The organism is Microbacterium sp. W4I20, assembly GCF_030816505.1.
Taxonomy (GTDB): Bacteria; Actinomycetota; Actinomycetes; order Actinomycetales; family Microbacteriaceae; genus Microbacterium.
In genome coordinates this window covers 69,390-93,552 of sequence record NZ_JAUSYB010000002.1, presented here as the reverse complement: position 1 = coordinate 93,552, position 24,163 = coordinate 69,390, and the positions used below count along the sequence as shown (strand labels likewise).

Annotated in this window: 28 protein-coding genes; 15 read left to right on the top strand and 13 right to left on the bottom strand. The window is 63.3% G+C overall.

Annotation, left to right across the window (positions count from 1 at the left end; all coding sequences use genetic code 11):
* Positions 1-356: 356 nt before the first annotated feature.
* The gene (locus QFZ21_RS20855) at positions 357-581 is read left to right on the top strand and encodes a hypothetical protein (protein ID WP_307381613.1); all 225 of its coding nucleotides are present in this window, start codon (positions 357-359) and stop codon (positions 579-581) included.
* 516 nt (positions 582-1,097) lie between these two features.
* On the opposite strand, the gene QFZ21_RS20850 is transcribed toward QFZ21_RS20855, so the two are convergent.
* A complete protein-coding gene (locus QFZ21_RS20850) occupies positions 1,098-1,454 on the bottom strand; it encodes a hypothetical protein (RefSeq protein WP_307381612.1) in 357 nt (118 codons plus the stop codon).
* A 538-nt stretch (positions 1,455-1,992) separates the two neighbouring features.
* On the opposite strand from QFZ21_RS20850, the gene QFZ21_RS20845 reads away from it, so the two are divergent.
* The 4 genes from QFZ21_RS20845 (at position 1,993) to QFZ21_RS21150 (ending at position 6,733) form a co-directional block, all read left to right on the top strand.
* Positions 1,993-2,244 carry a response regulator transcription factor gene (locus QFZ21_RS20845; protein WP_307381611.1) on the top strand — a complete coding sequence of 84 codons (252 nt, stop codon included), beginning with the start codon at positions 1,993-1,995 and terminating at the stop codon, positions 2,242-2,244.
* A gap of 761 nt (positions 2,245-3,005) precedes the next feature.
* Complete coding sequence (locus QFZ21_RS20840; RefSeq protein ID WP_307381609.1) at positions 3,006-3,614, top strand: hypothetical protein; 609 nt, start codon at positions 3,006-3,008, stop codon at positions 3,612-3,614.
* A 643-nt stretch (positions 3,615-4,257) separates the two neighbouring features.
* Positions 4,258-4,491: a twin-arginine translocase TatA/TatE family subunit gene (tatA, locus tag QFZ21_RS20835; RefSeq protein WP_307381607.1), complete on the top strand. Its 234-nt coding sequence runs from the start codon at positions 4,258-4,260 to the stop codon at positions 4,489-4,491.
* Positions 4,492-6,541: 2,050 nt separating this feature from the next.
* Positions 6,542-6,733, top strand: coding sequence for a helix-turn-helix domain-containing protein (locus QFZ21_RS21150; protein WP_373426059.1), 192 nt, complete (start codon positions 6,542-6,544; stop codon positions 6,731-6,733).
* Between the two features lie 699 nt (positions 6,734-7,432).
* Here the strand turns inward: QFZ21_RS21150 and QFZ21_RS20830 are convergent.
* The 3 genes from QFZ21_RS20830 to QFZ21_RS20820 all read right to left on the bottom strand — a co-directional run bounded on the left by QFZ21_RS20830 (position 7,433) and on the right by QFZ21_RS20820 (position 8,936).
* Positions 7,433-7,780, bottom strand: coding sequence for a nuclear transport factor 2 family protein (locus QFZ21_RS20830; RefSeq protein ID WP_307381605.1), 348 nt, complete (start codon positions 7,778-7,780; stop codon positions 7,433-7,435).
* Positions 7,781-7,876: 96 nt separating this feature from the next.
* Positions 7,877-8,410, bottom strand: a complete 534-nt coding sequence (locus QFZ21_RS20825; protein WP_307381603.1) for a hypothetical protein — start codon at positions 8,408-8,410, stop codon at positions 7,877-7,879.
* Positions 8,411-8,528: 118 nt separating this feature from the next.
* A complete protein-coding gene (locus QFZ21_RS20820; RefSeq protein ID WP_307381681.1) occupies positions 8,529-8,936 on the bottom strand; it encodes a DUF1761 domain-containing protein in 408 nt (135 codons plus the stop codon).
* 89 nt (positions 8,937-9,025) lie between these two features.
* On the opposite strand from QFZ21_RS20820, the gene QFZ21_RS20815 reads away from it, so the two are divergent.
* Positions 9,026-9,700, top strand: coding sequence for a helix-turn-helix domain-containing protein (locus QFZ21_RS20815; RefSeq protein ID WP_307381601.1), 675 nt, complete (start codon positions 9,026-9,028; stop codon positions 9,698-9,700).
* A gap of 106 nt (positions 9,701-9,806) precedes the next feature.
* Here the strand turns inward: QFZ21_RS20815 and QFZ21_RS20810 are convergent, their stop codons facing one another.
* A complete protein-coding gene (locus QFZ21_RS20810) occupies positions 9,807-10,331 on the bottom strand; it encodes a GNAT family N-acetyltransferase (RefSeq protein ID WP_307381600.1) in 525 nt (174 codons plus the stop codon).
* A 148-nt stretch (positions 10,332-10,479) separates the two neighbouring features.
* Between QFZ21_RS20810 and QFZ21_RS20805 the strand changes: the two genes are divergently transcribed.
* The gene (locus QFZ21_RS20805) at positions 10,480-11,646 is read left to right on the top strand and encodes an epoxide hydrolase family protein (RefSeq protein ID WP_307381599.1); all 1,167 of its coding nucleotides are present in this window, start codon (positions 10,480-10,482) and stop codon (positions 11,644-11,646) included.
* Positions 11,647-11,952: 306 nt separating this feature from the next.
* Here the strand turns inward: QFZ21_RS20805 and QFZ21_RS20800 are convergent, their stop codons facing one another.
* A complete protein-coding gene (locus tag QFZ21_RS20800; RefSeq protein ID WP_307381597.1) occupies positions 11,953-12,168 on the bottom strand; it encodes a hypothetical protein in 216 nt (71 codons plus the stop codon).
* Positions 12,169-12,475: 307 nt separating this feature from the next.
* Positions 12,476-12,898 (bottom strand): helix-turn-helix domain-containing protein, encoded by a 423-nt coding sequence (locus QFZ21_RS20795; RefSeq protein WP_307381596.1) that lies wholly within the window; start codon positions 12,896-12,898, stop codon positions 12,476-12,478.
* 100 nt (positions 12,899-12,998) lie between these two features.
* Here QFZ21_RS20795 and QFZ21_RS20790 point away from each other — a divergent pair, with 100 nt between their 5' ends.
* On the top strand, positions 12,999-13,367 hold the full coding sequence (locus tag QFZ21_RS20790) for a DoxX family protein (RefSeq protein ID WP_307381595.1): 369 nt from the start codon (positions 12,999-13,001) through the stop codon (positions 13,365-13,367).
* A gap of 87 nt (positions 13,368-13,454) precedes the next feature.
* Here the strand turns inward: QFZ21_RS20790 and QFZ21_RS20785 are convergent, their stop codons facing one another.
* The gene (locus QFZ21_RS20785) at positions 13,455-13,949 is read right to left on the bottom strand and encodes a VanZ family protein (RefSeq protein WP_307381593.1); all 495 of its coding nucleotides are present in this window, start codon (positions 13,947-13,949) and stop codon (positions 13,455-13,457) included.
* Positions 13,950-14,151: 202 nt separating this feature from the next.
* Here QFZ21_RS20785 and QFZ21_RS20780 point away from each other — a divergent pair, with 202 nt between their 5' ends.
* The 4 genes from QFZ21_RS20780 to QFZ21_RS20765 all read left to right on the top strand — a co-directional run bounded on the left by QFZ21_RS20780 (position 14,152) and on the right by QFZ21_RS20765 (position 16,521).
* Positions 14,152-14,517 (top strand): hypothetical protein, encoded by a 366-nt coding sequence (locus QFZ21_RS20780; protein WP_307381592.1) that lies wholly within the window; start codon positions 14,152-14,154, stop codon positions 14,515-14,517.
* A 123-nt stretch (positions 14,518-14,640) separates the two neighbouring features.
* Entirely contained in the window at positions 14,641-15,036 is a 396-nt protein-coding gene (locus QFZ21_RS20775) for a hypothetical protein (protein WP_307381590.1), read from the top strand.
* A 188-nt stretch (positions 15,037-15,224) separates the two neighbouring features.
* Positions 15,225-15,959 carry a hypothetical protein gene (locus QFZ21_RS20770; RefSeq protein WP_307381589.1) on the top strand — a complete coding sequence of 245 codons (735 nt, stop codon included), beginning with the start codon at positions 15,225-15,227 and terminating at the stop codon, positions 15,957-15,959.
* Positions 15,960-15,978: 19 nt separating this feature from the next.
* Positions 15,979-16,521, top strand: a complete 543-nt coding sequence (locus tag QFZ21_RS20765) for a GrpB family protein (RefSeq protein ID WP_307381588.1) — start codon at positions 15,979-15,981, stop codon at positions 16,519-16,521.
* A gap of 878 nt (positions 16,522-17,399) precedes the next feature.
* Here QFZ21_RS20765 and QFZ21_RS20760 read toward each other — a convergent pair.
* From QFZ21_RS20760 to QFZ21_RS20745, 4 genes are all read right to left on the bottom strand, one after another.
* A complete protein-coding gene (locus QFZ21_RS20760; protein WP_307381586.1) occupies positions 17,400-18,662 on the bottom strand; it encodes a DUF418 domain-containing protein in 1,263 nt (420 codons plus the stop codon).
* Between the two features lie 249 nt (positions 18,663-18,911).
* Positions 18,912-19,229: a hypothetical protein gene (locus tag QFZ21_RS20755; protein ID WP_307381585.1), complete on the bottom strand. Its 318-nt coding sequence runs from the start codon at positions 19,227-19,229 to the stop codon at positions 18,912-18,914.
* Between the two features lie 108 nt (positions 19,230-19,337).
* Positions 19,338-19,667 (bottom strand): nuclear transport factor 2 family protein, encoded by a 330-nt coding sequence (locus tag QFZ21_RS20750; RefSeq protein WP_307381584.1) that lies wholly within the window; start codon positions 19,665-19,667, stop codon positions 19,338-19,340.
* Positions 19,668-19,771: 104 nt separating this feature from the next.
* Positions 19,772-20,668 carry a helix-turn-helix domain-containing protein gene (locus QFZ21_RS20745; RefSeq protein WP_307381581.1) on the bottom strand — a complete coding sequence of 299 codons (897 nt, stop codon included), beginning with the start codon at positions 20,666-20,668 and terminating at the stop codon, positions 19,772-19,774.
* Positions 20,669-21,062: 394 nt separating this feature from the next.
* Here QFZ21_RS20745 and QFZ21_RS20740 point away from each other — a divergent pair, with 394 nt between their 5' ends.
* Both QFZ21_RS20740 and QFZ21_RS20735 read left to right on the top strand, forming a co-directional pair.
* Positions 21,063-21,374, top strand: coding sequence for a hypothetical protein (locus QFZ21_RS20740; RefSeq protein WP_307381580.1), 312 nt, complete (start codon positions 21,063-21,065; stop codon positions 21,372-21,374).
* A gap of 732 nt (positions 21,375-22,106) precedes the next feature.
* Entirely contained in the window at positions 22,107-22,460 is a 354-nt protein-coding gene (locus tag QFZ21_RS20735) for a hypothetical protein (protein ID WP_307381578.1), read from the top strand.
* Between the two features lie 395 nt (positions 22,461-22,855).
* Here the strand turns inward: QFZ21_RS20735 and QFZ21_RS20730 are convergent, their stop codons facing one another.
* Positions 22,856-23,332, bottom strand: a complete 477-nt coding sequence (locus QFZ21_RS20730; protein ID WP_307381575.1) for a DUF4383 domain-containing protein — start codon at positions 23,330-23,332, stop codon at positions 22,856-22,858.
* A 230-nt stretch (positions 23,333-23,562) separates the two neighbouring features.
* Between QFZ21_RS20730 and QFZ21_RS20725 the strand changes: the two genes are divergently transcribed.
* Positions 23,563-23,898 (top strand): hypothetical protein, encoded by a 336-nt coding sequence (locus QFZ21_RS20725; protein WP_307381574.1) that lies wholly within the window; start codon positions 23,563-23,565, stop codon positions 23,896-23,898.
* Positions 23,899-24,163: the final 265 nt, after the last annotated feature.

Below are 24,163 nucleotides of genomic sequence, written 5' to 3'. Positions count from 1 at the left end.
CCCCGGGAAGTGGGAAAACGCCCTGGGCTGTCCGTCCAGGCTCGCGATGGACGTGCAAAACCTGTGGGAAGCAGATGGAACGCCATGACCTCGCGATCGCGACGGTGCAATGGGCGCCGTGGGGCAAGCGGGTCCTCTGGCAAGCGTCAGAGTGGCGTCACTTCGTCGAAGCCGGCATACCGGGACATGGAACAATCACGGGCGTCGAGTCTGCACTACGCGTGACGCTCGAGAGTGGCGTGACCGGCGTGCGCTGGGACGCCGAGGCTCAGGAAGTCAAGAAGGCTCGAGGGCGCCTCGTCCTCCGCTCGCCCAGACGCTGACGGCTGGCTCCCTGCGATGGAGAGGAGATCTCGATGACAAGCGATTTCGTGCTCCGAGTGAGCGCGGAGCTGGCCGAGGAACTCATCGCCAGCAGCTACGAGATAACCTGGCTTCATGTCGCGGCGCTCCTCGCCCTTGTCACTGGCGGCGTCGCGCTCGCGATCCGAGCGACGAGATCACTGAGTCGAGGAGACGGGCTGCGGAGTATGGAATATTCGCCCGCGCTCCACCGAGAAACCTGGTTGTCGATTCGCTGAACCCCTCGTTCTTCGCCTTCGAGCTCGCAGTACCCGAACCGCTGCCGAGCGCCGACCCTATTGAGGAGAGCAACAAGCATGGAGACCGTACCCTCACTCCTTAGCGCCCCTTCAGCGGAACATGACCCGGCGCCAGCCAGTGCGATAGTCGCGGAACTGCGCGGAGCACTCGCGATGGAGGACTGGACTCGAGCGGTGGGGCTCGTGGGGGCTCACTGGTCCATGCTCCTCGACGATCTCCGCGAGGTGCTCGACGACGCTCTGCGGGTGATCCCGTTGCCAGCGTTTGCTCAGGACACTCGCGCCGCGGCCATCCGAGATATTCGCCTGCACGTGGCAGCAGACGAGGTTGACCGGATGCTCGGAGAGGCCGTGTTACCGGACCTTGATGACCTGGTGGTCCTCGACGAGGTCGCCCGATCGCCGAGAGCGCTCAGCCTCCTCAGCGTCATCGCCGTACGGATGATCGCTTTCCGCGTGCGGGGGCGTCTTAAGCGCGCCGCGCAGCTCGCTGAGCTACTGGAAAGGCTCGGCCGTATAGCAGGAGTACACCAACCCGCCCTGATCTCTCCCCGCCTTCCCGTGGCGCTCCTGCAGGCCGGAATCACGCGAGGACTCGCCGACGATATCCCCGGTGCGCTCCTCACTCTTCGCGATGCCTATGAACGCGGGCCCAACGCCCGCAAAGAACACGTGGAACGTGACGCTGCGGGGAAATCCGCGTTCTTCCTCGCCCTCGCGGGCGACATGACCATGGCGGCCACCTGGCTGCGGCGCCACGACGAGTCCCCGCACGCTCACGGCTGGCTCAAACCCCGGATCGCCCTCACCGCGGACATCGCCCGCGCCCTTGTCGCCACCGAAGAACTCCACCAGGCTGAGGCTGCAACCGCCTTGGCCAGACTCGATCAGCCCGTCAACGCTGAACAGAGTTGGGGACCTGGGGTCACATATGCCCACGCTCGGTACGCACTCGCGTGGGGCGATCGACACGGGGCCGTCGAGAACGTGCGACGAGACCAACAGCGGTACGCCGAGTGGCTGGTCGAAGGAACCACCCTCCGCCCCCTTCTCGTGATGGCTGAGTCCGATCTCTTGCTCTCCCTCGGTCGCGTGCACCCCGCTCGACACGTGCTGGCCAACAGCGCAGACCACCCTGTCACCCGCGTGGCGCGCGCGCGAGTGGAACTCGCCGCCGCGGACTACGACGCGGCCTCTCGCTATGCCGCCGCTGCCCTCAGCGACGGCTACTCCACCCGAACGCGTGTGGAAGCACTCGCCGTGCAAACAGCCACAAGTCTCCTGCGCGAAGAACCTCAAGCCTCGATTTCGTCTCCGGACTTCGAAGCCGCCGCGCAGGCCAATGGTCTGGCCCTCGTCACTCTCTCCCTCCCGAGACACGATCCGCAAGATGGTGGAAAAGATGATGAGCCGGACCGACGAGAAATACTGCCGGCGAACGCAGAAACGGGCCGGGCTCACCGCCCGACAGGTGTTGGTCCTCCAGGGGCTCGACCAGGGGCTGACCCTGCGCCAGATCGGCGCACGGCAGCATCTGTCCGTGAACACCATGAAGACTCACGCCAAGGCTCTCTACCGTCGCCTTGGAGTCAACAATCGTGACGAAGCCCTGGCGCGTGCGCATGACCTGGGGCTTCTCTAGCTGCCACGTCCCACTTGCTCACGCATGTTGCGCAGACACGGGACTTCTGACCGGTGGCTCGATTCGCCGTCAGACACGGGAGAGCGGGAGCGGCGGGAATGCCAGGGGATCTCGAGTGGCCCGGGAGCCTCGTTTTCGTAATTCACCCCCGATTCACACCCCCTGTTGCGTGATGACACGCGGCCTTCCGCGTCTCATAGGTAGAGCACGTCATCGCGCACCGGAGGGGGGTGCCGCGAGAGCGCGCAACGGAGAGCTCGGCGCCTCGTGGGGAGGCCCGAGCTCTCCGCCTGGGGATGAGATTTGGGCCGCCGGCCTGGGGACGGCGGCCCAAGCTCGGCAACACTCCCGACCACATTCGAGATAGGTACTCACTTGCGCCCGTCAACCATCGCCACCAACCATGGCGCCGTCACCAGCGAGGACGTGAGGGTGGTCATGACGGTTGAAGACAGCCACGGGTTCGTTCACCACTACGACCTCACAACGAGTGCCGAAACCATCAGAAGAGCCCTCCAGCTCCTCGCCTCCTAACAGCGGCCCTGAATTCACCTGGGTCTCACCCGGGTGGATTGCCTTGAAATCGAGGTTGCCGTACCTCTCCCGTTGTTAGCGTCAATGAGGGCTAGCGCCGGTCACGATCGCCAGCGCGCACGCCCGGCATGCATCGCTAACTGCAGCCACCACGCAATGACGTCAGCGTATCGACACGCGGCATCCGTCTATTGCGGTGCCGGTGCGCTCACCACGGGAGATTCATCATGGGCATTTTGGAAGAACCTGAGCGGGAGCAGCATTCCATCGCTCGTCGCACAATCGTGAAAGCCGCAGCCTGGTCGGTTCCAGTCATCGCCGTCGCGGTATCCACACCGCTGGCGGCCGCGAGCACTGCCGAACCGCAGCCCGCACCAGGCGGCGGGCTCTCCGTGTGGCAGGGAGGCACTTCTGTGCAAACCTGGACGATCACGCAACCGAACCGAGTACAGGTCAACACCGGCCAGAACGTGGGCTTCAACGCTTTCGACGCGAACACCGGCGATATCGTCCCCCCCGGGACCTACCGATCGGGACTCATCACAGTGACCGTGCAATGGGGGCCGGGCAACGGCGTTCCCGAGCCAGCAGACTACCGCCTGGAAGAGCGCTCGCTCAGCGGCTGGACCCGAGTAGGGGCGGCACCAGCTCCAGGTGCCTCAGGAACAGTCCAGTACACATACGTCGGCGTGCTCAACGGCAGCGCAAATATCGTCCCGCTGCCAGTCGTCTGGCTTATCCCGGTTTCCGGTGGCGCGCTCGAACCGACATACGTGAACACATCCCTCTCATCCGAGTTCCTCAGCGAGAAGACATCAGGCTCTCGGGTGCCGTAACGGTGAGACTAGTGCCACCTAGTCGGTACTTGCAGTTGGTGTCCCTGCACGCCCTCCCAGGGGCCGCCTGTGGCGGATTTCTTCCTCTGGGTCCGTCGTCTCCGTGACGATGAGACGACGGACCCCCATCCCGTGGGATCGCAAGCCCAGCTGGGGAGGCTGAAAGACTCGCGTTATCTATATAAGACTGCAAGAGCATGAAATAATCACGCCCTTCGAAGGATGACGTGAGGGTGAATCTTCCTCCCGGGTCAATGGCGTCGCTGTGCTTGGGCCCCGCGCCGCATGGCATCTCAAAAGATCGCCACTCGTGACGGGTTTTGTCTCCTCTTCCAGTGAGCAGAGGGTGAATTTCGATTTAAGCCTCGCCGTGTCTTGACCGTTTTCATAGTCTCCTACTGCGGTGGGCGGACAGCGTACCGTGCGGGTCACGCATGCCCTCGCTCCCCTAAAGCAGGAACATGCGTGGCTCGCTCCACCCTCCGAGCAACCTGGCATAACCGAACCCACGACTGTCCGAACCGCAACACTGGGTGAAAGATGGCACGCCTTACCCCTCTCGGAGCGTCCCGCTGAGCAGGTGACGTGGGCCGATCTCAAACCGTAGGCTCGGTGTATTGCTCATCGAAGACAGGAATTTGACATGTTCGCTGGAATGCAAGGCTGGCACCTGCTGATTGTGCTCGCCGTGATTCTCCTCCTGTTCGGCGCTGCCAAGCTGCCAGCGCTCGCGAAGAGCATGGGTCAGTCGGCCCGGGTCTTCAAGGGCGAAATGAAGGCTATGAAGGAAGAAGACGGCAGCACGTCCACCGACACCGACACGGCTACGGATCCCGGCACAGGTCCAGGGACCCCGCCCGCGCCCCATCAGCAGTAGCGAGAACCGGGGGCTCTCGAGTTCCGTAAAAGCAGAAACTACCGGAGCGCGATCTAGTCCGCTGCTGGTCGCCCTACTCCCGCTCGAGCGAGGCCTCGGGCCAGGAGACGAGAGACTACAACAGCGCCTCCCTCCCCCAACAGGCGTCCGATGAGAGTGCCGACGATCATGACCGGCGTGAGATGCGCGGGCGAGAACACAGCAAGAGACACCGCGAAAAGCACAACCCCAGCAGTACCGGCAGCGACGACGTAGCACCACTCGGAGATCTGACTTCGTTGAGAGCGCCACAACACCAGATCGATCACGCATCCGGCCAACACGACGGGGATCGCCGCAATAAACCCTGACGAACTCGTTGGCGCGACCAGCAGCGCCGCAATTCCGCTGGTTACGATCGCGGACCCAGACACTCCCGTGACTCGACGAGCCAGAAACGGCATCACGCTGTGCAACCCCGCCACCAGTGCGTAAACAGGCGGGGCGAGCGGCGCGAGCGCCGTGAGGAGAGGAACGGTCGCAAGGTGGATGAGGACATGCGCGACGCTCAGCGCGGCGCACACCAGCAGCACACGCGTTGACAAGCGCCTCGAGGAAACGTGACCGGACACACCTCCCACGATATCGACGCAGAGGGTGGTCATCCTCGCTACGGCAGAGCAAAGCACATCACCGAAAGCCTCCGCCGCAACAGGGTTCTGGCACGCCTTTAAGGAAACCGTCTGAAGGCTCCGGCCTCAAGCCCGCCGTAAACGATCGTTTCCGGTGTGATCGCCTCATCAAGGATGACTCGTGTTGTAGCGGATCGCGACCGTTAGCGACTCATCACCGCTGCCCGTGATGAGACTGAGCATGAACACCCTGCGCGAGACGCTCGACGCTACACAACGCACAACTCGCCGAATCCCCATGGGAGTCTCATGGACCGATCCCCTCACACACCGCCGCATCACGGACACCGCCGCATCACGAGGCCATTGCGTCATAGACCTGGCCCATCCGCCTCGGTTGATCATCTCCCCAGCCCTGATCGCCGCGTCTGTATGGGATAGTGCGGCTGTTGCCTGGGCGCATAAGATCACAGGGTGGACCTCACGGATCGAGACACCTTTTTCGCGGGACTGGCACTACTAATGTCTTGGCGATCCGTCGGCTCATTTCGAGCCCGCGTGATTCATCGACTGGGCGATGAGGGTACAGAATCCCGCTTGTATGATCTGGAAGCGAGCCCGCAGACGCTGTCCTACAAGCTGGTGAACACGAAAACCGGGGCAGTTGACAGCTTCGACTGGGCGGAGCGCCGGCGAGTTGAACATAGCCAGCGCGTAGAGGAGTCGGTGGCAGCGTTGACACCGGAGCCGCTACCGGCACGGCTGGCCTTTCCGCTATCGCTCGGCGTGTGGGGTCGGAGCATCGATGACTATCGTTTCGATGGCACTGCGACGTCGGAAGATGACCTTGTTCATCTAGGCCTGGTCCACACAAAGGCACCGGGTTTACACGGACGATTGAGCATCGACTCACGCCGTCGCCACGCAGTGAGGCTCGATACTCCCGTCCACCTGCTGGCGTACGAGAGCATCGAGCCCCTGGGATAGCGCGGCGTCAGACGCCGGCTTCCTCCCCGTTGGGGAAGTAGCAACGTTCCTCGTCTTCACTGCACCAGAATCGGTAGGACGCGAACCCGCCATCCGGCGATAGGTACCCGTCGTAGCCTCGCGGAGTGTCCTTCACGTGGACATCCGCGATCCAGCCGGAATGGGACCCTGTGGTGTTCATGCCCCCGACAACCCATCCGGTCGTCGTGGTGTTGCCGACGTTTGTCCAGATACTGGAGGAGAGCTCTGTGGGGGGCGCCCACCAACCGTTCTGCTTCCGGCTCGTTACAGTGCCACTCATTGTCGGAGAGCCCGCAGAGGGGATAGTGCGTATCTTGTTCTGAGCCGACGGAAATCCGGTGTACATCGTCCACTCGAAATCGATCGTCTTCGACCAACTGTTGGCTGAGTTCTGAGGGTCGTTGAGCCCGTAGAAGACTCGACGGGCAAGGCTGGAAAGAGGTCTCTCCCAAGAAGAGGTTGCCATGAGAGCCGATATAGCGCTGGGTTCCTACGGTTGCCTAGAGCGAGGTCGCTCACCCTCTGGCCAGGCTGCCAATCCCACATTTCTCACGATACTGCGGGTGTTCAGCGTCCTCGGAATCAGCGGCCGACTCCGCAGCGACAAGCAAGATGGGGAATGAGACGATCTTCGGGCACCGCAGCTCCGCCCGGACCGGTCGTGGCTGCGAGTAAGTGAATCGCTTCGCGAGTCCCAGCGCGGCACTATGCCTCTCTGCGAGGGTTAGCGAGCTGGGTCCGCCCAGCGTGGCCAGGAGATGCGTTGAGCATCTGGATCGATGCCCCGGAGTCGGATCAAGCAGACGCTGCCCGCGGATCTTGTCACCGCCCAAAGGCTGTGAGAGCGACCGCGTGCGTGCGTGGGTATCCAGGCCAGTACCTCATCGAGGTCCGCCTCAGACAGCTCCCACTCTTCGTTTGTGCTGCCATCGTCTGCCCAGAAATGCACCCGATAGCTCGGATCGTCGATTTGGGATGTCTGACTTCTGGGGTCGATCTGCTGAGCCCGCACTCAGCGACTCTAAATCGGTGACGGTGAGCAACGACGACATTGCCACTAGGACCATGCGGTGTCCGCGGGGGATCGATCGATGAGACATCGAGTTGAACGTCGACCACCGCCCGACCACTATTGCCGCTGAGGCGCACGAGGGGTGTTCACGGTCAGTCTCAGCGGGGCCAGCATTGATGAGATGCTCGCGGTCGGCGTTCCGCTCCGACATGAGTTTCCTTGACGCGGCACCGCACTGAAAACGACCGTTTCCGGTGGAGGCGCCTCACGCCATCAGACGCACTACAAGCCGTTCTCCTGCGAGTCTTGGTCAGCTGGTCGTCTTGCCGAGAAGGTGTTCCCACTCGCGCCGGAGTTGCCCATTCTGGTCAAGTTCGAAAATGTCTAGCGAGATCGACCCGTTCTCGTCGATCAGTTCGGTGGCCACGAGGCCGGCTGCTCCGCGCCGGACATGCCGGACGGTGAAGCGCGTCGCAGATCCGTGCTCGTACGCCGCACGCAGACGGGAGACATACGCCTCGGCGCCATAGGTGCGTGACTCTTCACCGTCGTACACAGTCCACACCACGTCTCGGTGGAGAAGCGTCCGAACGCGTCGCCAATCCTGTTGCCGCTCTGCATCAAAGAGATCGGCCAGCGGCTGTGGGAGTTCGTCCATGTGATCAGCCTGCCCGATCGGTCAGTCCGCCTGCCGGAAACGATCGTTTCTGGTGGAGGTCGCTCTCGCCGCGCAGAGGGCCACGCCGTCCTGTCGTCAGTCCACCTGCCTCAAGGAGATTGCGTAGATGCTCGGAGCGCCCTCGAGGTCCAGTAGCACCTGCATACCGATGCGGGTGATCGGGACGTTGAAGACGATCGACTGGTTAGCGCACACCACGGGATCTGACATCCCATCCCCGTCGAACTCGCCGGCGCTCACGGTGATCTCTCCCTCACCCCAACAGGCGATCTGAGCCTGATAGGTGCCGGGATCGAAAGACTGCATCGTCGACTTCTGGTGCGCGGAGGAGTTGTCGCTCAACCACCCGGAAAGTTTGAGGGAGCTGGCGTCCGGTACGGCCGTCTCCGCCCACGTAGAGATTTCCTTTACAGGAATGGGCAGTAGCGCCGCATCAGCGTCTGCCGCGACGGTGTCATCGGGAGTCGGGGTGGCCGTCGGTTGAGCGCTCGAAGGTGAAGGCGACGAAGACGAGACATTGTCGGAACTCGTCGGCTCGCCGCTGCACCCGGCGAGAACGAATCCCGCCAATAGGAGTGCTCCGACCGCCGCCGCTCGCCTTTTGCCCATTTGTCAAAGATACGTCTCCTCGGCCGACGCGACCAGCGCATTAGGCACAACGAAAGCGCCAGCCGCGCGGGGGGGCGTCTCGACTCCGGCCACCGAAAGCGATCGTTTTCGGCAGCCTCTACAACAGTCCGAGTACCAGTGACATCGCGAGGAAGAGCACGAGCTGGTATCCGGTGTTGATGATCGTGAGCTTGGCGGGCTTCAACTCGAATGCGTTGTGCTGGACCAGTGTCGACGCCGAGAACGCGACCCACATCACGAGCCCCACGAGCAGCGCCGCCCACACCGAATCATCACCGGTCGCCTCGGCCGCGAGCTGGATCACGACCGCCAGCCCGAGCGCCATGATGATGACGGTGATGAAGAGCTGCACCATGCTTCTCACCCGCACCGGCTTGATCCGCTCCGGGGTCACCCCGGTCAGCTTCTCCCAGGCGCTAGCGATAGGCCCTTTCTGGTACCAGACAAACGCGACGATCATCCCTACGACAATGGCGAGGACGACACTAAGCCAGTTGATACCCATCATGCGATTCACTCCCCTGTGTGCGCGAGCGTCGTTCCGATCACGCCAGTAGTGGCTGACCAGACAACAAGTTGATAGTATCTATCGTGATGGATAAAGTAAAGCGACATGGAGCCCGCTCCTACGGGCAGTTCTGCGGTCTGGCGCGCGCGCTTGACCTTGTAGGAGAGCGGTGGAATCTCCTCATCGTCCGGGAGCTGCTTCCCGGTCCATTGCGCTACAACGAACTGAAAGCATCGCTCGCCGGCATCGCCTCGAACCTCTTGGCCGAGAGACTGCGGACGCTAGAAGAAAACGGCATTGTCGAACGACGGCTCGGGGATGCTGGCGTGCTCTATGCCCTGACCCTGTGGGGTGCCGAGCTTCGCGAACCGATGGAAGCCCTCGGACGGTGGGGAACGCCACTGGTCGTCTCAGGACGCGGTGGCGATGCGTTCCATCCACGCTGGCTGGTTCTCGCTCTGCCCGCCCTTCTGAGAGGCGTCTCTGCGACGCCCGCGGTCGAGGTCGATCTATTGATCGAGGGGTACTCGATCACCCTGCTCATTGACGAGCGTGGCCCCCACGCTCTCCATCGCCCTGACCTCGCGGCAGGGACCGTCGTCGAAGCGGACCCTGAGATTATCGTCGCCCTTGCAGCCGGCGCACTGACGGTCGAACAGGCGCGCCGCTCGCTACGAATCCACGGTGACGCGCGCGTTCTTGATTCCGTCTTTCCTGCGAGACGCTCCGCTGGCATGCCGAAAATCAGCCTTGAAACCTAGTTTTGAATCGGCCGCCGTTTGTGGCCACTCAGTCTCGCCGTCGCCGGAAACGATCGTTTCAGGCGGATCCCGATAGCGAGAGCGATGCCGCGACCTCGATAGTCCTCTACCGGGATTCGAGTAGCACCTTCGCGAGTTGATTGTCGGCGTAAGGCGACGTCGAGAACGGAGGAACGGGCTTGTAGCCGAGCTGGCGGTACAGCCGGTGCGCCTCGGCGAGATCTTCCCGAACTGTCAACCGGAGGGTATGCACGCCGCGCCGCGCGCTCAGGGCTTCGATCTCCCTCACCAACGCCTTCCCGGTGCCGAGTCCACGAACAGAATCATCGACAAACACCCGTGTCAATTCAGCAATCCCCGGCTCGACGACCTTCGCGCCCCCGCACCCGACGACCCGCTCTCCATCTCGGACGATGACAAGAAAGCCGGTATCTCCTCTGAGATCATCGCTGGGCTCATCGAGCATCGCCTGCTCGACCTCAACATCGGTCGCTTCCCGGCCCCAGTAGCGTCCGACGATCTCCTTGAAGAAGCGTCTAATGACTGCGCGCCCGACTGAGGACGCCGGATCGACAAGCATCATGTCGAAGGTCGTGGTCGCGTTGGACAGGCCCACCGGTTCAAGTTGCATGGTCCGATTCTTGCCTACCCGGCGGCCATCGCGGGCGCCTCGATAGGCGATCCTCAACGCCGTAAACGATCGTTTCCGGTGCGCCCGTTGGTGCTACAAACAGCGGATTGTGACGTAATACTCGATGTCCTCTGTGGCTGGGGGCAGGATGGGAGTGGACAGGCGGCCGCGACTCTGGCGAGGAGGATTCATGACGCACGCTTTCGACATCGTGCCGTCGTCTGAGGATATGGATGATCTGCGGGACCGGATAAAGCGCACTCGATGGGTGCCAGCGTGGCCGGTGGCGGGGTGGGAGGCGGGTACGGATCAGGCCACTTTGCGCCGCTTGGCCGAGCGATGGGTGAACGAGTTCGACTGGAACGCCCGTCAGCGAGAGATCCATGCTCTCCCCTGGGCGAGCGTCTCGCTGGACGGGGTGGACCTCTCCTATCTTCGCTTCGACGCGGAACAGCCGGGCCGCCGTCCGCTCATACTGACCAACGGCTGGCCCAGCTCCGCCCTCGAGCTCGTCGACCTCGCAAGGCGCCTTGCCTCCCCCTCGGCCTATGCAGGTGATGCAGCGGACGCCGTGACGGTGATCGTGCCCGCGCTGCCAGGCTTCCCGTTCTCCCCGCAGCGGCCCACCTTCGACGATCAGACGCACGAGCTCTGGCACAGGTTGATGACGGAGGAACTTGGCTTCGAGCAGTACACCGCCCACGGTGGCGATCTCGGAGCGGGCATCACCTCCCGCCTCGCCGAGAGCCATCCGGAGTCCGTCGTGGGCATTCATCTTCTCGCCGTCGCGGCTCCACCGCATTTCGATGAAGCGACGGTGACCGTCGAAGAGCGCGCGTACCTCGACGAAGTGCAGACCTGGACGGCAGCGGAGGGTGGATATCAGCACCAGCAACAGACACGCCCGCTCACGCTCGCCCCCGCACTCTCCGACTCCCCCGTCGGATTGCTGTCCTGGATCATCGAGAAACATCGGGCCTGGAGTGACAGCGGCGGCGACCTCTCCCGCCGTTTCAGCGACGACTACCTTCTGACGCTCGCATCGCTGTACTGGTTCAGTGGCTCGATCTCCACGTCCCTCCGCCCGTACTACGAGTACGCCTCCGGGCGCATGACCCGGGTGACACGAGTGACAGTGCCGACTGCCCTCGCCGTCTTCCCGCTCGATCTAACGCACCCGCCCCGCAGCTGGGCGGAGCGCACCTACAACATCGTCCAGTACACCGTCATGCCCCGCGGTGGCCACTTCGCCCCACACGAGGAACCCGAACTCCTCGCAACCGACATCACGGCGTTTCACCGCCTTCTCTACTGACCGGCGACACGGGACGGGCGTTACCGAAAACGATCGTTAGCGGCAGGGCGACGACCTGTGCGACTAAACGCTCCATCGGGAATATCCGAGGGGCCGTGGCTCAGTAGTGACGCTCCAGGCGCCCTCGCGACTTCGACGGGAGAGGACAGTGTTCACGGTCCTTGGATAAGTCCGTCTCGAGTGCTCGCCTACGGCTCGGGATCGGGGTGCGGCTCGCTGATCGCGGCGATCATCGGCGGAGCCGTTCTCTCAAGACGCACCACGGCCCGCAGGGCTCGCATGCAACGTTGAGCACGAATTCCCGAGTCAACCCAGCTCGTTCTCCACTCCTGCGAGTGAAACCGTGGAGAAGTCGTTCTCGCCGGCAGCGATTCGCTTCGCGCGTCCCTCGAGGAGAGAGGCGGCGGTGAGGAACATTCCGATGTCGGCGACAACGGCACCGGCGGCGGCCTTGCTCCGATAGCCCGCTGCAGTACTGCGCAGTATGGCGGCGTGGGTCGTGGCGGCCGTGTCTTCCGGCATTGAGGACGACTTTCGTGAGGAAGAAGGGGGTGGTCCCGGCAGGTCTGGGAACCCTCGGGACCACCAGCCAGTGTTGCTGGGGACTTCACCGGCCCATGAATCGCGGCTTCATGCGATCTACCCGTCAACCTATCTGCCCCGACAAATCTCGAGATAGAGGCTTAAGTCCCTCGCTGGCTCTCAGAGCGGCCAGCTACTGCCGGCTCGCCCTCGACACACCACGGCTAAGGGGCATCCCCCGCTGCCGTCGACGACGCGCCTATGCGACCCCGCCGCTATTGCCACCCACGGCTGGACTCTCCTCTCCTCAGTCCCCTCCGACGGTTGGTGAGTCGTAAGCAGTTCGGGCGGCTTGGATGCCCTCGAAGTGGGCGATCGACCACGTGGCGAGAGCGAGCGCGGGGTCAATGAGGGTTCGGCCTCGTTCCGTGAGGGTGTAATCGACTCGTGGTGGGACCTGCGCATGAACGCGACGGTCGACGAGGCCATCGCGCTCGAGATGGCGAAGGGTGCGAGTCAACATCCGTTGTGAAACCCCGGGGATGCGTTCGTGCAGCTCCGAAAAGCGCAGCTTGCCCTCTTTCAGCGTCACGATGATCAGAAGCGACCACTTGTCACCGATCCGAGCTAGGACATCCCGGATAGCGGGAGCGTCTTTCTGGTGCGCTTCGTAGCAGGAGGCTTCCCGTTTCTGATCACCGATGACGGCGTCAGCTTCTGAGTTGCGCATGATGCACCTTTTCAGCCAGGCACACGGGTGTGCCTTTTGTAGGGTTCTCCGCGGTGACTCATGATGAGGTCACGCACTAAGAGTAACCATCGGAGGAACTATGCTCATCGCACTCTGGATCGCCAATATCCTGCTCGTTCTCAACTTCGCTTGGGCGAGCGTCCCGAAGGTGATTTTCCGCCGCGAGAAGGTCGTCGCTCTCGGCCAGAAGGGTGTCGCGCACCTGAGCGAGGGAACAATGAAGGCCGTGGGTGTTGTCGAATTGTTGGCCGTCATCGGGCTGATCTTCCCCCTGTTGCTGGGGATCGCACCGATCCTGACTCCGCTGGCGGCCGTGGGCCTCTTCCTCACCATGGGGGGAGCAGCCATCTTGCACATCCGTCACGGCGAGTCCATCATCCCCAACGTCGTGTTCGCGGCGCTGTCAGCAGCGAGCGCCGTGCTCGGATTCTTCGTTGTACTGGGTTGACCTCGCTTCAGCGGCGAAAGGATGGCCAGCTGCAGATCCACCTTCCGCCGTCAACGCGCAATGAACCGACCTGGCGGACGCCACGGACTACCCGACACCGCCGCTGCAGTGACCTTCAGATGATCGTTTGCGGAGGCTCCTAATCGGTTGATCCGCGCCGGCCGCAGGCGGGGGCCAGGCGGCGGCCTCCGTGAGCCGGCGGAACAGGGGAACGATCAGAACGAGGCGCAGTAGCAGCAGACCAAGTATCGTCCCAGCGAGGTTGGCGATCAGGTCATCGATGTCGGCGACTCGGCCCGGGCTGATCGTGATGTCTCCGAGGAACTGCAGGATCTCGATGGCTGCACTCACTGAGAGCCCGGTGAGCGCGACTTCCCACCACTTCCAGACGCGGATGAGAAGCGGCGCGAGAAAGCCCAGCGGCACGAACAGTGCCACGTTGAGGATCAGGCCGAGGGGATCATCGAAGAGGTCCTGGAGCGGCACGCCCTGCAGCCAGATCCACCACGGGTTGGTGTACGGATCCGGACCGAGCTGGAGGGGCAGGAAGGTGTAATACACCAGGGCGAGCCCGTAGATCACTCCGGCAAGTCCACTGAGTGTTCGGATCGGGGTCCGCCTTTGCCCGAGTGTGAGTCGCCGCCACACTAGGACCAGGCCGCCCACTGCCAAGGGGGCGAGAATCAACCCGTTCGGTACGTCGATCGCGCCCCCCGTCTCCACCCCCCAACGCTTGCGCAACCTGATCCGAAGATCAAATCGAACACACCCAGACACGCTTCCTGTGCGTGATGCATACCCCGCTGTCCTCATCCGTCGACCGCTCACTGCCTTCGGATTCCGCCGGGTCATGCCGAAATCGCTGCTGCTCGTAGCGCTTTTCGCGCTGGTCGTCGTCATCACCCGCGAGGCGCGTGATGCCAGCGGAGAGGTGCACGACTGGGTGCCCGCGTTCCGCGCGCCCGATACCTGGGTTGCGTGGTTGGCCCCTGAGAAGCTCACCGGTGACCGCAAGGCTGAGACCTGGCAGCGCTCGAGCACACCTCAAGCGACATCGCCTCTACGATCCGCGAGCACATCGTCGACCGCAAGGTCGGCGACTCGCACGGTCGACCCGACCGACCCCATACTGCTCGAACCTGTCGCCTGAACCCGTCGCGGTGGCATCGAAGTCGCGGTGTCGGACTAGGGGTTTTATAGTGGCATGTTTATGGCATTCCCAGTGTCGCCGGAGTAGAGTGTGACTACGAGTCAAGGAACAGGAGGCCCGCTGATGACCGGTGACACGATCGCAACGGCCACGAAGCACGGTGCGCACAAGAAGGCGGTCAAGCTCGATGTGCGCGAGATCACCCGTCGCCTGAACGCAGCGCTCGGCGGCACGCTCGTCTCCACGCTCGCGGGCTCGAAGGATACGAAGGCCTCCTACAAGTGGGCCAAGGAGTCCGGGCCGCAGCCGGGCCCCGAGGTGGTCAAGCGCCTGGTGTTCGCGTACGAGCAGTGGCAAAAGGTCGCCGAAGTCGAGGGCGAGCACGTCGCTCGCGTCTGGTTCATCGGCGCGAACCCTTGGCTCGGCTACGACACCCCGATCATGGCGATCCGCGAGGACCGCCTCAAGGACGTGGGGAACGCCGCCCAGGCCCTGATCGATGACAGCTTCAGTGGCTGAGCCGGGCACCCGGCGCATCTGCCAGAACACCGGACTCGCACTCGTTGCGGGTCCGGTGTCCTCGTTCCGGATCGCCCCGCGAGTCGTACGGCGCTCTGGCGCCCAAGCCCCGCGAAACCACCGACGACCCCAGCAACTGGGGCCGCTACGACACCCTCGGTCGGACCATCTACAGCAGCGCGGACCGCGTGACGGCGTTCATGGAGCTCCTCGCCTCGTACCGCACCGACATCGACACTGAGCGACGCGCGCTGCAGCCGGCCGCGGACGCGATGGGTATGAGCCTCGACGCCTACTGGGACGAGATTGTCGCCGAGTGGGACGAGGCCGGCAATATGAAGGCCATGTGGCTCCCCCGTACGTTCCGTGACGGTCGCGCGCTCTACACGCTCGAGTACCCCGAGGGCTGGTGGATCGACGCCTCGGCCACGGAGACCATCGCCGCGATCCACGACCTCTTCACGGGTCCCTGGCCGACGAAGAACGGCGATTCCGACAAGCCGCTCACCCTCGCCGACCTTACCGGTGACGACCGTGTCCTCACCACGGCGATCGCCAGCGAGATTCGAGAGCACGTCCAGCTCGACGACGGCACGCTGCCGCTCGGCATACAGTTCCTCTCCAAGCACGGCCGTCCGGCAGATGGCTCAGGACTGTGCTGGGCCTACTGGATGCCCAAGTCGACAGCGGTCTGGATGAGCCGGCGAAGGTTATTAACACCGCCCCCATCGTCGAGGATGATCCGGCGTACAAGGCCGCGCAGGCGTTCTGCAAGATCAAGTCGCGGTGATCCGAGGGGATCTCGAGTTCGACCCCAGGTCTACGCCTGGGAGTGGCCGCCGCAAACGCTCGCCACAATCACCAGTAAGCCGGCGGTTCTGGGTGGGGCAGTGCTCCGTGCGATAGCTCCTCAGCTCCGTTGACGTATGGGAACATGTTGAGGTGTCTGTAAAAGTCGTTCCGTATTCCGAGGAATGGCCCACGCGTTTCTCCAGCGTGGCACAAGATTTGCACCGCGCGCTCGAAGCCGTTCCAATCGTTTCGATCGAACATGTCGGCTCCACAGCTGTGCCCGGCCTCGCTGCCAAACCCGTTCTGGATATTGACATCATCGTGAACCGAGAGCACATGGCAGACGCTCTCATCGCGCTCACAATCGCGGGATATTCGCACCGAGGCGATCTGGGCGTGACAGACAGAGAGGCAGTGGCTGCACCCGATGAGCAACCCGCGCGCAACGTGTACGTCTGCGTAGAGGGCACGCTCCATCTGAGGAACCACCTGGCTGTGCGTGATGTCCTTCGGCGGCGATCCGATCTCCGCGAGCGATATGGTGCAGTCAAGCTGGGACTGTCAGAAGACTCGGACATGGATATCGCGACCTATATCGCCGAAAAGTCGGAGGTGCTGCAACAGGTGCTCTCCGTCTCCAGCCTGTCAACCGAAGAGAAGCAACTAATCTTCGAACTGAACACTCGCAGCTGACGCGGCCAACGCCGGTCTCGACACGCTGCAGGGTGCGCGGCAGCCAGAACGATCGTTTCTGGCTGGACCTAGCGCATTCGCGATGAATAGCACGTAGCACCTCAGCCGTTGGGAATGCCGTGGAGACCGGCTCCCTTCGCGGTGCACCTGGCTGCGTACGGAACGCGGCCGATGCCGTCTCGACCTGGCCTCCGTCGTGGACGGGAAAGCGCGGGGTGGTACCGCCGGGTCTGGGGAGCTCGTTGGGACCACCAGCCGGCTTCGCTGGGGACTCCGCCGGCCCATAATCGCGAACGCTCGAAGCGATTAATGGTCACTCTATACCTGGCAAAGTTGCGACGCGTTGCATCGTTTGGGAACTCAAACTCCCAGCGCGGTATTGCCGAGGGTAGGCATCTCAACGTAGTCTTCGCCGAGGGTGGCGTCGGTGCGGACTGGGGACCTCTCGTACCCCGCTCTCGGGCCTTCCGCCGAGCCTTGTTTGACATTGCGGAGCGGAAGGCCCATCAGTTCGGCTCTCTTCCTGAACCCTCACGTGACGGGACGGCAGCCTCCCTCCGGCTAAACCACAGGTGCGATCAGCGACGGGTAGGTGGCGTCGTTGGTGCGCAATTTGTTCACCCTCCGGTCGACGATGTGGTCAGAGACTAAAGGAATCTCCTCAGCGTCCCGTGCCTGATGCTCCGCCCCGAAGCTGTACCCAGATCGGCTCGGTGAGGCTCTTGAACCAGTCGGTTCGTTTCAGAACTTCGGTCACTTCGTTGAGCGCGGCGACCTTCCTGCCCCAGCGTCCTTGGATACCTTCGATGTCGACGAGGTGTCGGCCTGGGTTCCACGAGACCTGTCAGTGAGTACGTGTAACCCGTTGTTCCGCCCTGTCAGGCTCTGCTCGTGAAGGCTTTCACCAGGTCGGATACGAGAGCCTCCAACGGACCGCGTCGGTTCAGGCGCGACAATAGCCAGCTCAGCGCGGCGATCAGGACAGCATGCGCGAACAGCGTGAGTACCTGAATGGCCGGGGCCGCTTCGGTGTCCTGGAGAAGGAGGGACGTCACGATGAGCATGATGGGGACGCTGCCGTACTGGAGGACGTAGATGGTCAAGGATGCGGCGCCTGCGCGCGCCAGGGCGTCGAGCGGCTGTCGCAGCGGCTGCTTGTTTGAGGCCGTTGCCGCGACCAGGAGCGTGAGGATAAGGATGCCCACACCTGCGGTCCGCAGGATATCTGCACTCGAGCCGGTGTGTGGTGCTGCGTTCAGTAGTGCCACCCACCCGCCGCTTAGGGGCGTTCCGTGGCCTTCCGCTGTCAACAGGTGCTGTGCCTCGTCAAACGACGATCCTTCTCGGCGCAACTGATCGATCATGAGGCCCCGGCTTGCGAGGTCGCTGGCGCTCCCCGCCACTGCTATCAGCGCGCCCACTGCCGCGCCCCGAAGAGTGCGGTTTGCGGTGAGGGGCGCGTTGAGGAGCCAGCGTCCGACGCACACTCCGATGAGCATGTATGTCAGCCATGTGACTGCTGGGTAGAAGCCGGTGAAACCGATCGTCTGTATGAACGACAGAGGACTGTCGAGCACCGGGACGGCGATCGGCTCGGACGTGGTCGCCTGACGGACCGCCAAGATGGCGTACGGGGAGATGAAGACGAGGGTTGTGGCGCCGAGCGCAAGTAGCCATGTCGGCAACCAGAGCAGCAATCCGGTGATCGCCAGTGCAGCGCCGTAGTAGGCGAGCACCATCACGATGAAGTTGGGAAGCAACCCCAGGAGCGTCCCGATCAGGAGGAGGATCCCCCCGCGGAGGACCACTGAAGCGCATGCAGCGAAGACACGGCCTTCGTGCACCTGTGAACGGGTGGAGACGACTGCACTCACTCCCCCGAGTACGGCGAAGAGAGCAGCCGGAAAACCCGTGATGGCGAGCAGCGCGACCTCGGGAGCGTTCCCCAGGAAGATATGGGCAGCGACCATGCCCAGAACGGCCAGGAGGCGCGCGAGATCCAAACCGATGATGCGAGCGGCAGGGGCTGTGTCGGCACCCCGCGGCTCAGCGGCAGCAGCCGACCTCATGCGTTCCCAAAGCCCGCGACTGGTGCTCCAGGACGAGTCGGCCTGTTCTCCATCGCGGGCGAAGCGGACCATCGGCGCGGCGTGTCCTCGGCTGGCCTACGAACGAGGAGCGGGTCCACATGGTTGGAGTAGTTGCTCGCGAGGGCGGTAGGCGTCATGTCGGTTCATTTCGGTGGATGCAGTAGCGGCCAATGGTGTGAGGTGAAGAGAGGGTCGGGAACCTCTCATCACCTCGCGGGAGTGGTCTGGAACAACACAGTTCCGGAGAAAGGAACTGGGCGGAAGCCGCCCACAAGGAGAGACGCTCTGATCTTCTCCGCATTACGCGACTTTCGTCGTGCCGCTTCGGATACACCCCCAGCCTGCGACAGTCATGGGTTCGGTGAGACTGACGATATGCACCTGGCGCGCGTCGATGTCCAGGTAACAGTGTCCGCGAGTCTTGCCGGAAACGATCGTTTTCGGAAGCTCGCAGACGCCGGGCGGTTTGCAAGTCTCGCCGCCGAGGATCGAGCGGTCCGCGGGCGTGGGCGATGCGGATGACGCGTTTAGGTCGGCGACGTCTTGATCTTGGGCCAGGAGGACAGGTTCGCCATCGATCACCACCTCGGTTCGCGCCATGGTTCGCGTCTCGCTCATGGGGCGAGCGTACGAGCGCGAGGCGAGCCGCCAATGCCCGTTGCCCGCCCGGTCGGGCCTGAGGTGGATTGCGTCGCGTCCCGAGGAGGGACTGCTTCCTGGTGTGGTTCAGTCGGGGACGATCACGACCCGCTCGATACGGTCGTCGCGCAGCGTGAAGCGGAAAGGGCTGACACCGTTGAATCCGTTGCCGCTGACCTGCAGGTGCACAAGGTAGGTGTCAGGCTCGGACTCTGCCGCGATGTTGATGAGCTCGAACTGCGACTGCTTGCCGATGTTGTCGGTCTGGTCCCAGTGGCGTATTCCTTCATGCCCTGAGGCGACGCGCCCCCAGTCGTTGAGCGATCCGTCTTCGGTGAACGCTGCGACGAAGGCATCTGAGTCGCCAGCGTTTGTGGCATCGATGAAGGCGGAGATAGGAGCAGGCGTCTCGATCATGCACTCATCCTGTTCCCGCGGACGCCGCGAAGCCAACCTCACGTTCATTCGCTCGGGGCGACGATCCTCTCGGCGGGACGTTTGGCGTGCGATACGAAGGGTGGCTAGGTGCGTCGCTGGCTGCGAAGTGCGCGGGGCGTTGTGTTGTACGCCTCGGCGATAGCTCGGCGAAGGCTCATCGGTGACCGGAACCCCGCGCGCTTCGCGATCTGCTCGACGCTGAGAACGTCGTAGCGGCTGTCGACCAGAAGGGTCCGCGCGAGGCGGGCACGCTGGCGGCGAATCTCGTCGGCAACGCTGTTCTCCGCTTCGGCAAAGACGAGTTGCAGTTGGCGCAGGGACGACTGCACCTCTCGTGCGACTTGATTGGGTGTCAGGCTGGGGTCTCCGCATTGCTGCGCGATCACTGCCATTGCCTTGTCTCGGAGTACGGCACGTGGGGAGCCGTGGCCCAGTGTCGCCCCCGCGCGGTCGAGGAGGATCGCGCCACTCATCTCCACGATGAGCTGCTCGACGGCGTACCGTTCGATGGCGGTTGCGCGTTCGTCCGCGCTCAGCAGTCCTTGGATGAAGTTCTGCATGGCTCGGTCGAGAAGGCGCCGGTCGGGGAAGATCTGCGCGTCGGCCGGCAGGGCGGGCACGAACATCGCCATCGCTTCGCGCGGCACGAACGCGATGGCAGCTCGCCAGGAGCCCTGGCAGCGCACGGTGCGGACCATTCCCGGCGCAGCGATCACCAGGCCGCTCTCGATCTGCAGCCACGGTTCGTCCTGGTTCCGCGACCACAGTGCCTCGGCCTCCACGAAGGCGAAGACCGCGTGGTCAGGCCTGGCCGTGGTGGTGTCGATCCTGAACTCGGTCGAAGTGCCGCGCATTGCCAGCAGGATTATGTTGCCGGGCGTCCGCTCCCGAACTGACAGCGCGGCGCTACCCGCAAGATAGTGAATGCCATGCTCGGCCAACTCACGAGGGCCGATAGGCCGCATCTCTCCTAGCTTCACCCGTCACGCTCCTGTACGCCGAACGACATCAACGCACGGGCGGGCCGCACATAGGGGTGGTCCCGGCAGGTCTGGGGAACCCTCGGGACCACCTGCCGGTGTTGCTGGGGACTTCACCGGCCCGTAGACCGCCGTTTCTTGCGATCTATTGTCAACATATCGAGTAACACCGCACAACGGTAGTTGCAATTAGTTGCAGACGGAATATCGTTCGTTTCTTGACCATCTTCGAGAAGTGTCAATCCCCTAGCCATGTCAGCAGGGACAGCTATCGTTTCCAGCTGTAGCGAACGCGCGCCGTTCTGGGGAACGCCATGCGAAACCCTGCAATCCTGCGGCCTGTCGGCGTGTGAAGGGATACGACGGCAGGCCGCGCCACGTTATCGTTACGACCATGGGAACCACCCTCTACGGTGCCGGCACCGACGCGATCCACATCGACGACCGCGCCCTCGCCCACCCCAAAGTCGTCGTAGCGACCAAGCTCCGACGAAACGAAAGCTTCACGCTGTCGTGGCGCCACCCGAGGACGAGCCTGGCGTACGCTCCACAATCTGGCTACCCCTCGATACCGTTCCGCTTCACGTTCGAAGAACCTGAAGCACCTGAACTCAACGTGAAGTGGGTCGAGGAACTCATGCATTCTGCGAACTCGGCCGGCGGCACCCAGCTCATCGACGAAGTCTTAGACAGCCCGACCGGCTGAGAGTAGCAGTCTCGCGGTTGCGACGTTGTTGCAGCGAGTGCCGATCTAGACGCCCTGCGTCTAACGGCGTACTCTGCTCGCAGAGCAGCGGTGCCACTGAGCTGGGGACGATCTGCGCCGCGTTCTGGCCTTCCGCCGAGCGAGCGCTGGGGCCAATCGCGGAGCGGAAGGCCACCCTCCCCTGCGCGAGCGCCGCGGGAGAACTGCATCGCGCGTTAATCACAGACGACCCCGCGCTAGTGCCCGTTGACGAGGCCAGTACCGAGAGTGGTGCAGCGGTGCCGAGGTTGACGGGGCCGTCGATCGTCGTCGCCGCCATAGCCGAGGGGGCTACAGCCAAGTGAGGGTTCCAGCGATGGCCATTGTGGACAACACTGCGCGCATCCGGGACATAACAAGCGAGCTGCACCGAGCATGAAACAAGGCACATAGTGAGGCGACCACACCGAAAACGATCGTTTCCGGGCGGGCTGGAGATCACCTCTAGTGACCGGACCAGGGCGATCAACGGCCCCTCAGGTCGATGCGCGGATCTTGGCGCTGGAAGCTGCCAGAGAGGAGCCGCGTTCACGCTGCCCTTGCGGAGTCGAAAGCGGGCATGTGACTGACCACGTCGCGATCGCACTCGTGGGGATCGACGTTCACCGTGAGGGGGTCCAATTCCGGGTGGAGCGTCGTCTCCGCCGAAAGGGTCTCCCCCTGACGGAGTGGAATGAGTTGTGCGGCGCGTTCATGGGGCACATGTCCTACGGCGGCCTCGTCGACGTAGCCGGTCGGCTGCGATTCGGGGTCGTGCTCGCAGACGGTGAGAAGATCGTGACCGACGCATCCCCGTTCTTCCGTGGCAGCGATCCGATGATCGAACCCAAGGGGCACACTCTCAGCCATCGGGAGCAAGGAGGCGGCGGCGGAGGGAGCACATACTCCTCCGCGGACCACCTGTGGCTATGGCCTCTGCCGCCAGCCGGGCCGATCGAACTGGTCATGCAATGGCCGACACTCGGCATCGACGAGACGCGCGTGAAGATCGATGCGAGCATGGTGCCGGCACTCGCCGCTCGCGCTCGGCCCTACTGGCCGCGCTGAACTACGCGAAAGCGCCAGGGCGTCAATGGGGCGCGAGACAGTCGAAAACGATCGTTTTGGTGGGCCCGCTCGCGTTCGATGGACAAGCGACTGGGTAATGGCCCGTTCGGCATGGTGGCGCCCAGCGCGACTTTCACCGTCGCCGCGGCCACCCATGAGCTTCCGGCCTATCTTGAGAACTCGCTGGGCGTCGCCCCCTGGCGTGGCCGTCTCAAGAGGCGAACGACGCCAATAGCGGAGGTGATTGCCTGGACGCCGCCGAGCCAGGAGGCACTCCCCCACTGGACGAGAACGAGCACCGCGCCGACAATGGCAAGTTGTTCCAAGAGCACGGCGAGACCTCCATCACCTGCTGCCTTGTTGTCATCTCGCGCGGCGCGCCTTCGCTCACCCGATCACGCCCGCGGCGTTCCTGCGGCAGTCTGGGCGTTGCGGGCGGGGCGCGCGACGAAGAGTCCGAGAAGGATCATCCCGGCAGCAAGAGCGAGGTGCAGCCAGTTGTCGGCGTCGTTTACCGGGAGGAAGTTGATCTCGGCGTTGGTCACGGCGATGAGGCCATAGATCCAGACGATGAGATACACCAGACCGCCGACGATGAGATACAGGCGGGAGCTGCGAACGCGAGCGGCGGCGGCGAGGCCGGCAACGCCGAACACGAGGTGGACTAGGTTATGCAAAACCGACACTTGGAACACGCCCAGCAGCTGGGCTTCAGAGTCCGCGCCTACGCCATGCAGATGCTCGGCCGAGTGCGTGACGCCGGGAATGAATCCAGCGATTCCGACGAGGAGGAAGACGATACCGACGATCAGTGCCGTCCTCTGAATAGGGGATTTCGCGTACCCGGCTTCGGGTTCTGTGGTGGTGCTCATGGCGACGCTCCTGGATTGTGATGTGTCACGCTAGTGGGACCGGCGTGCTGGGAGCTCTGAAGGTAGTGACGAGATGGTCGGGCGAAGAGGATATTGACGGATGTTCGCTCGCGTCGTACATTGACGCCGCCGCTCGCCGTTTGTCTTCCGAGCGTGTGAAGCATTTAGCACCCGCTCAGGCCCCTGACAAGGGGAATCTCCTGTCTCACTGCCGAGTGTAGAAACGCTGTATGCGGATCATCATCTACGCGGGAGACGAGTATCTGACGGGTGACGACATCGCCGACGCGCTACTCGACTACAGTCGAGCGCTCGGTGATGACGATCGAGCAGAGATCATCGAGATCCCGGTGCGCAATGAGAGCGGGGAAGTTGTCTCAGCGAAATTCCTGATCGGGCCAGCCAGTCAGATCGTGACGGAAGCCGTTGAGACCCCCGGAGCGGAGCTCGTTGATACCGAGCTGGTGGGACGGTTGCGCCACCTCACGGCCTCGATCGAAAGACCGACGAGCGCACCCCTTGCTAGCGAAGACGTCTCGAACTTCGAAATCGACGGAGCCCACTGAGGCCCATCGCCTGTGCAACCGGGTCCTCCCTCGAGCAAGATTATTGGGCCGGCGCTACCCTAAGCCACGTGTGGGTGCGCTCATGAGCCGCGGATTCACTCGGCGCGGCTAACTCCTATCTCCCACTCTGCGCCTCGTCTCGCGTGAGCATCAGACGCAGATCTGTCGACGTTAACCGCGTGGGGGCGTTCCCCGCAGTTGTGGATGAGGGTGGTCCCGACAGGTCTGGGGAACCTCGGGGCGACCAGTCAGCGGTGTTGTGGAC

Bases quoted from the DNA above. Each gene is read 5' to 3' on its own strand.
- QFZ21_RS20855 (WP_307381613.1), top strand. From the start codon at position 357: ATGACAAGCGATTTCGTGCTCCGAGTGAGCGCGGAGCTGGCCGAGGAA.
- QFZ21_RS20845 (WP_307381611.1), top strand. From the start codon at position 1,993: ATGGTGGAAAAGATGATGAGCCGGACCGACGAGAAATACTGCCGGCGA.
- QFZ21_RS20840 (WP_307381609.1), top strand. From the start codon at position 3,006: ATGGGCATTTTGGAAGAACCTGAGCGGGAGCAGCATTCCATCGCTCGT.
- tatA (WP_307381607.1), top strand. From the start codon at position 4,258: ATGTTCGCTGGAATGCAAGGCTGGCACCTGCTGATTGTGCTCGCCGTG.
- QFZ21_RS20830 (WP_307381605.1), bottom strand. From the start codon at position 7,780: ATGGACGAACTCCCACAGCCGCTGGCCGATCTCTTTGATGCAGAGCGG.
- QFZ21_RS20825 (WP_307381603.1), bottom strand. From the start codon at position 8,410: ATGGGCAAAAGGCGAGCGGCGGCGGTCGGAGCACTCCTATTGGCGGGA.
- QFZ21_RS20820 (WP_307381681.1), bottom strand. From the start codon at position 8,936: ATGGGTATCAACTGGCTTAGTGTCGTCCTCGCCATTGTCGTAGGGATG.
- QFZ21_RS20815 (WP_307381601.1), top strand. From the start codon at position 9,026: ATGGATAAAGTAAAGCGACATGGAGCCCGCTCCTACGGGCAGTTCTGC.
- QFZ21_RS20810 (WP_307381600.1), bottom strand. From the start codon at position 10,331: ATGCAACTTGAACCGGTGGGCCTGTCCAACGCGACCACGACCTTCGAC.
- QFZ21_RS20805 (WP_307381599.1), top strand. From the start codon at position 10,480: ATGGGAGTGGACAGGCGGCCGCGACTCTGGCGAGGAGGATTCATGACG.
- QFZ21_RS20800 (WP_307381597.1), bottom strand. From the start codon at position 12,168: ATGCCGGAAGACACGGCCGCCACGACCCACGCCGCCATACTGCGCAGT.
- QFZ21_RS20795 (WP_307381596.1), bottom strand. From the start codon at position 12,898: ATGCGCAACTCAGAAGCTGACGCCGTCATCGGTGATCAGAAACGGGAA.
- QFZ21_RS20790 (WP_307381595.1), top strand. From the start codon at position 12,999: ATGCTCATCGCACTCTGGATCGCCAATATCCTGCTCGTTCTCAACTTC.
- QFZ21_RS20775 (WP_307381590.1), top strand. From the start codon at position 14,641: ATGACCGGTGACACGATCGCAACGGCCACGAAGCACGGTGCGCACAAG.
- QFZ21_RS20760 (WP_307381586.1), bottom strand. From the start codon at position 18,662: ATGGTCCGCTTCGCCCGCGATGGAGAACAGGCCGACTCGTCCTGGAGC.
- QFZ21_RS20755 (WP_307381585.1), bottom strand. From the start codon at position 19,229: ATGAGCGAGACGCGAACCATGGCGCGAACCGAGGTGGTGATCGATGGC.
- QFZ21_RS20750 (WP_307381584.1), bottom strand. From the start codon at position 19,667: ATGATCGAGACGCCTGCTCCTATCTCCGCCTTCATCGATGCCACAAAC.
- QFZ21_RS20740 (WP_307381580.1), top strand. From the start codon at position 21,063: ATGGGAACCACCCTCTACGGTGCCGGCACCGACGCGATCCACATCGAC.
- QFZ21_RS20735 (WP_307381578.1), top strand. From the start codon at position 22,107: ATGGGGCACATGTCCTACGGCGGCCTCGTCGACGTAGCCGGTCGGCTG.
- QFZ21_RS20730 (WP_307381575.1), bottom strand. From the start codon at position 23,332: ATGAGCACCACCACAGAACCCGAAGCCGGGTACGCGAAATCCCCTATT.
- QFZ21_RS20725 (WP_307381574.1), top strand. From the start codon at position 23,563: ATGCGGATCATCATCTACGCGGGAGACGAGTATCTGACGGGTGACGAC.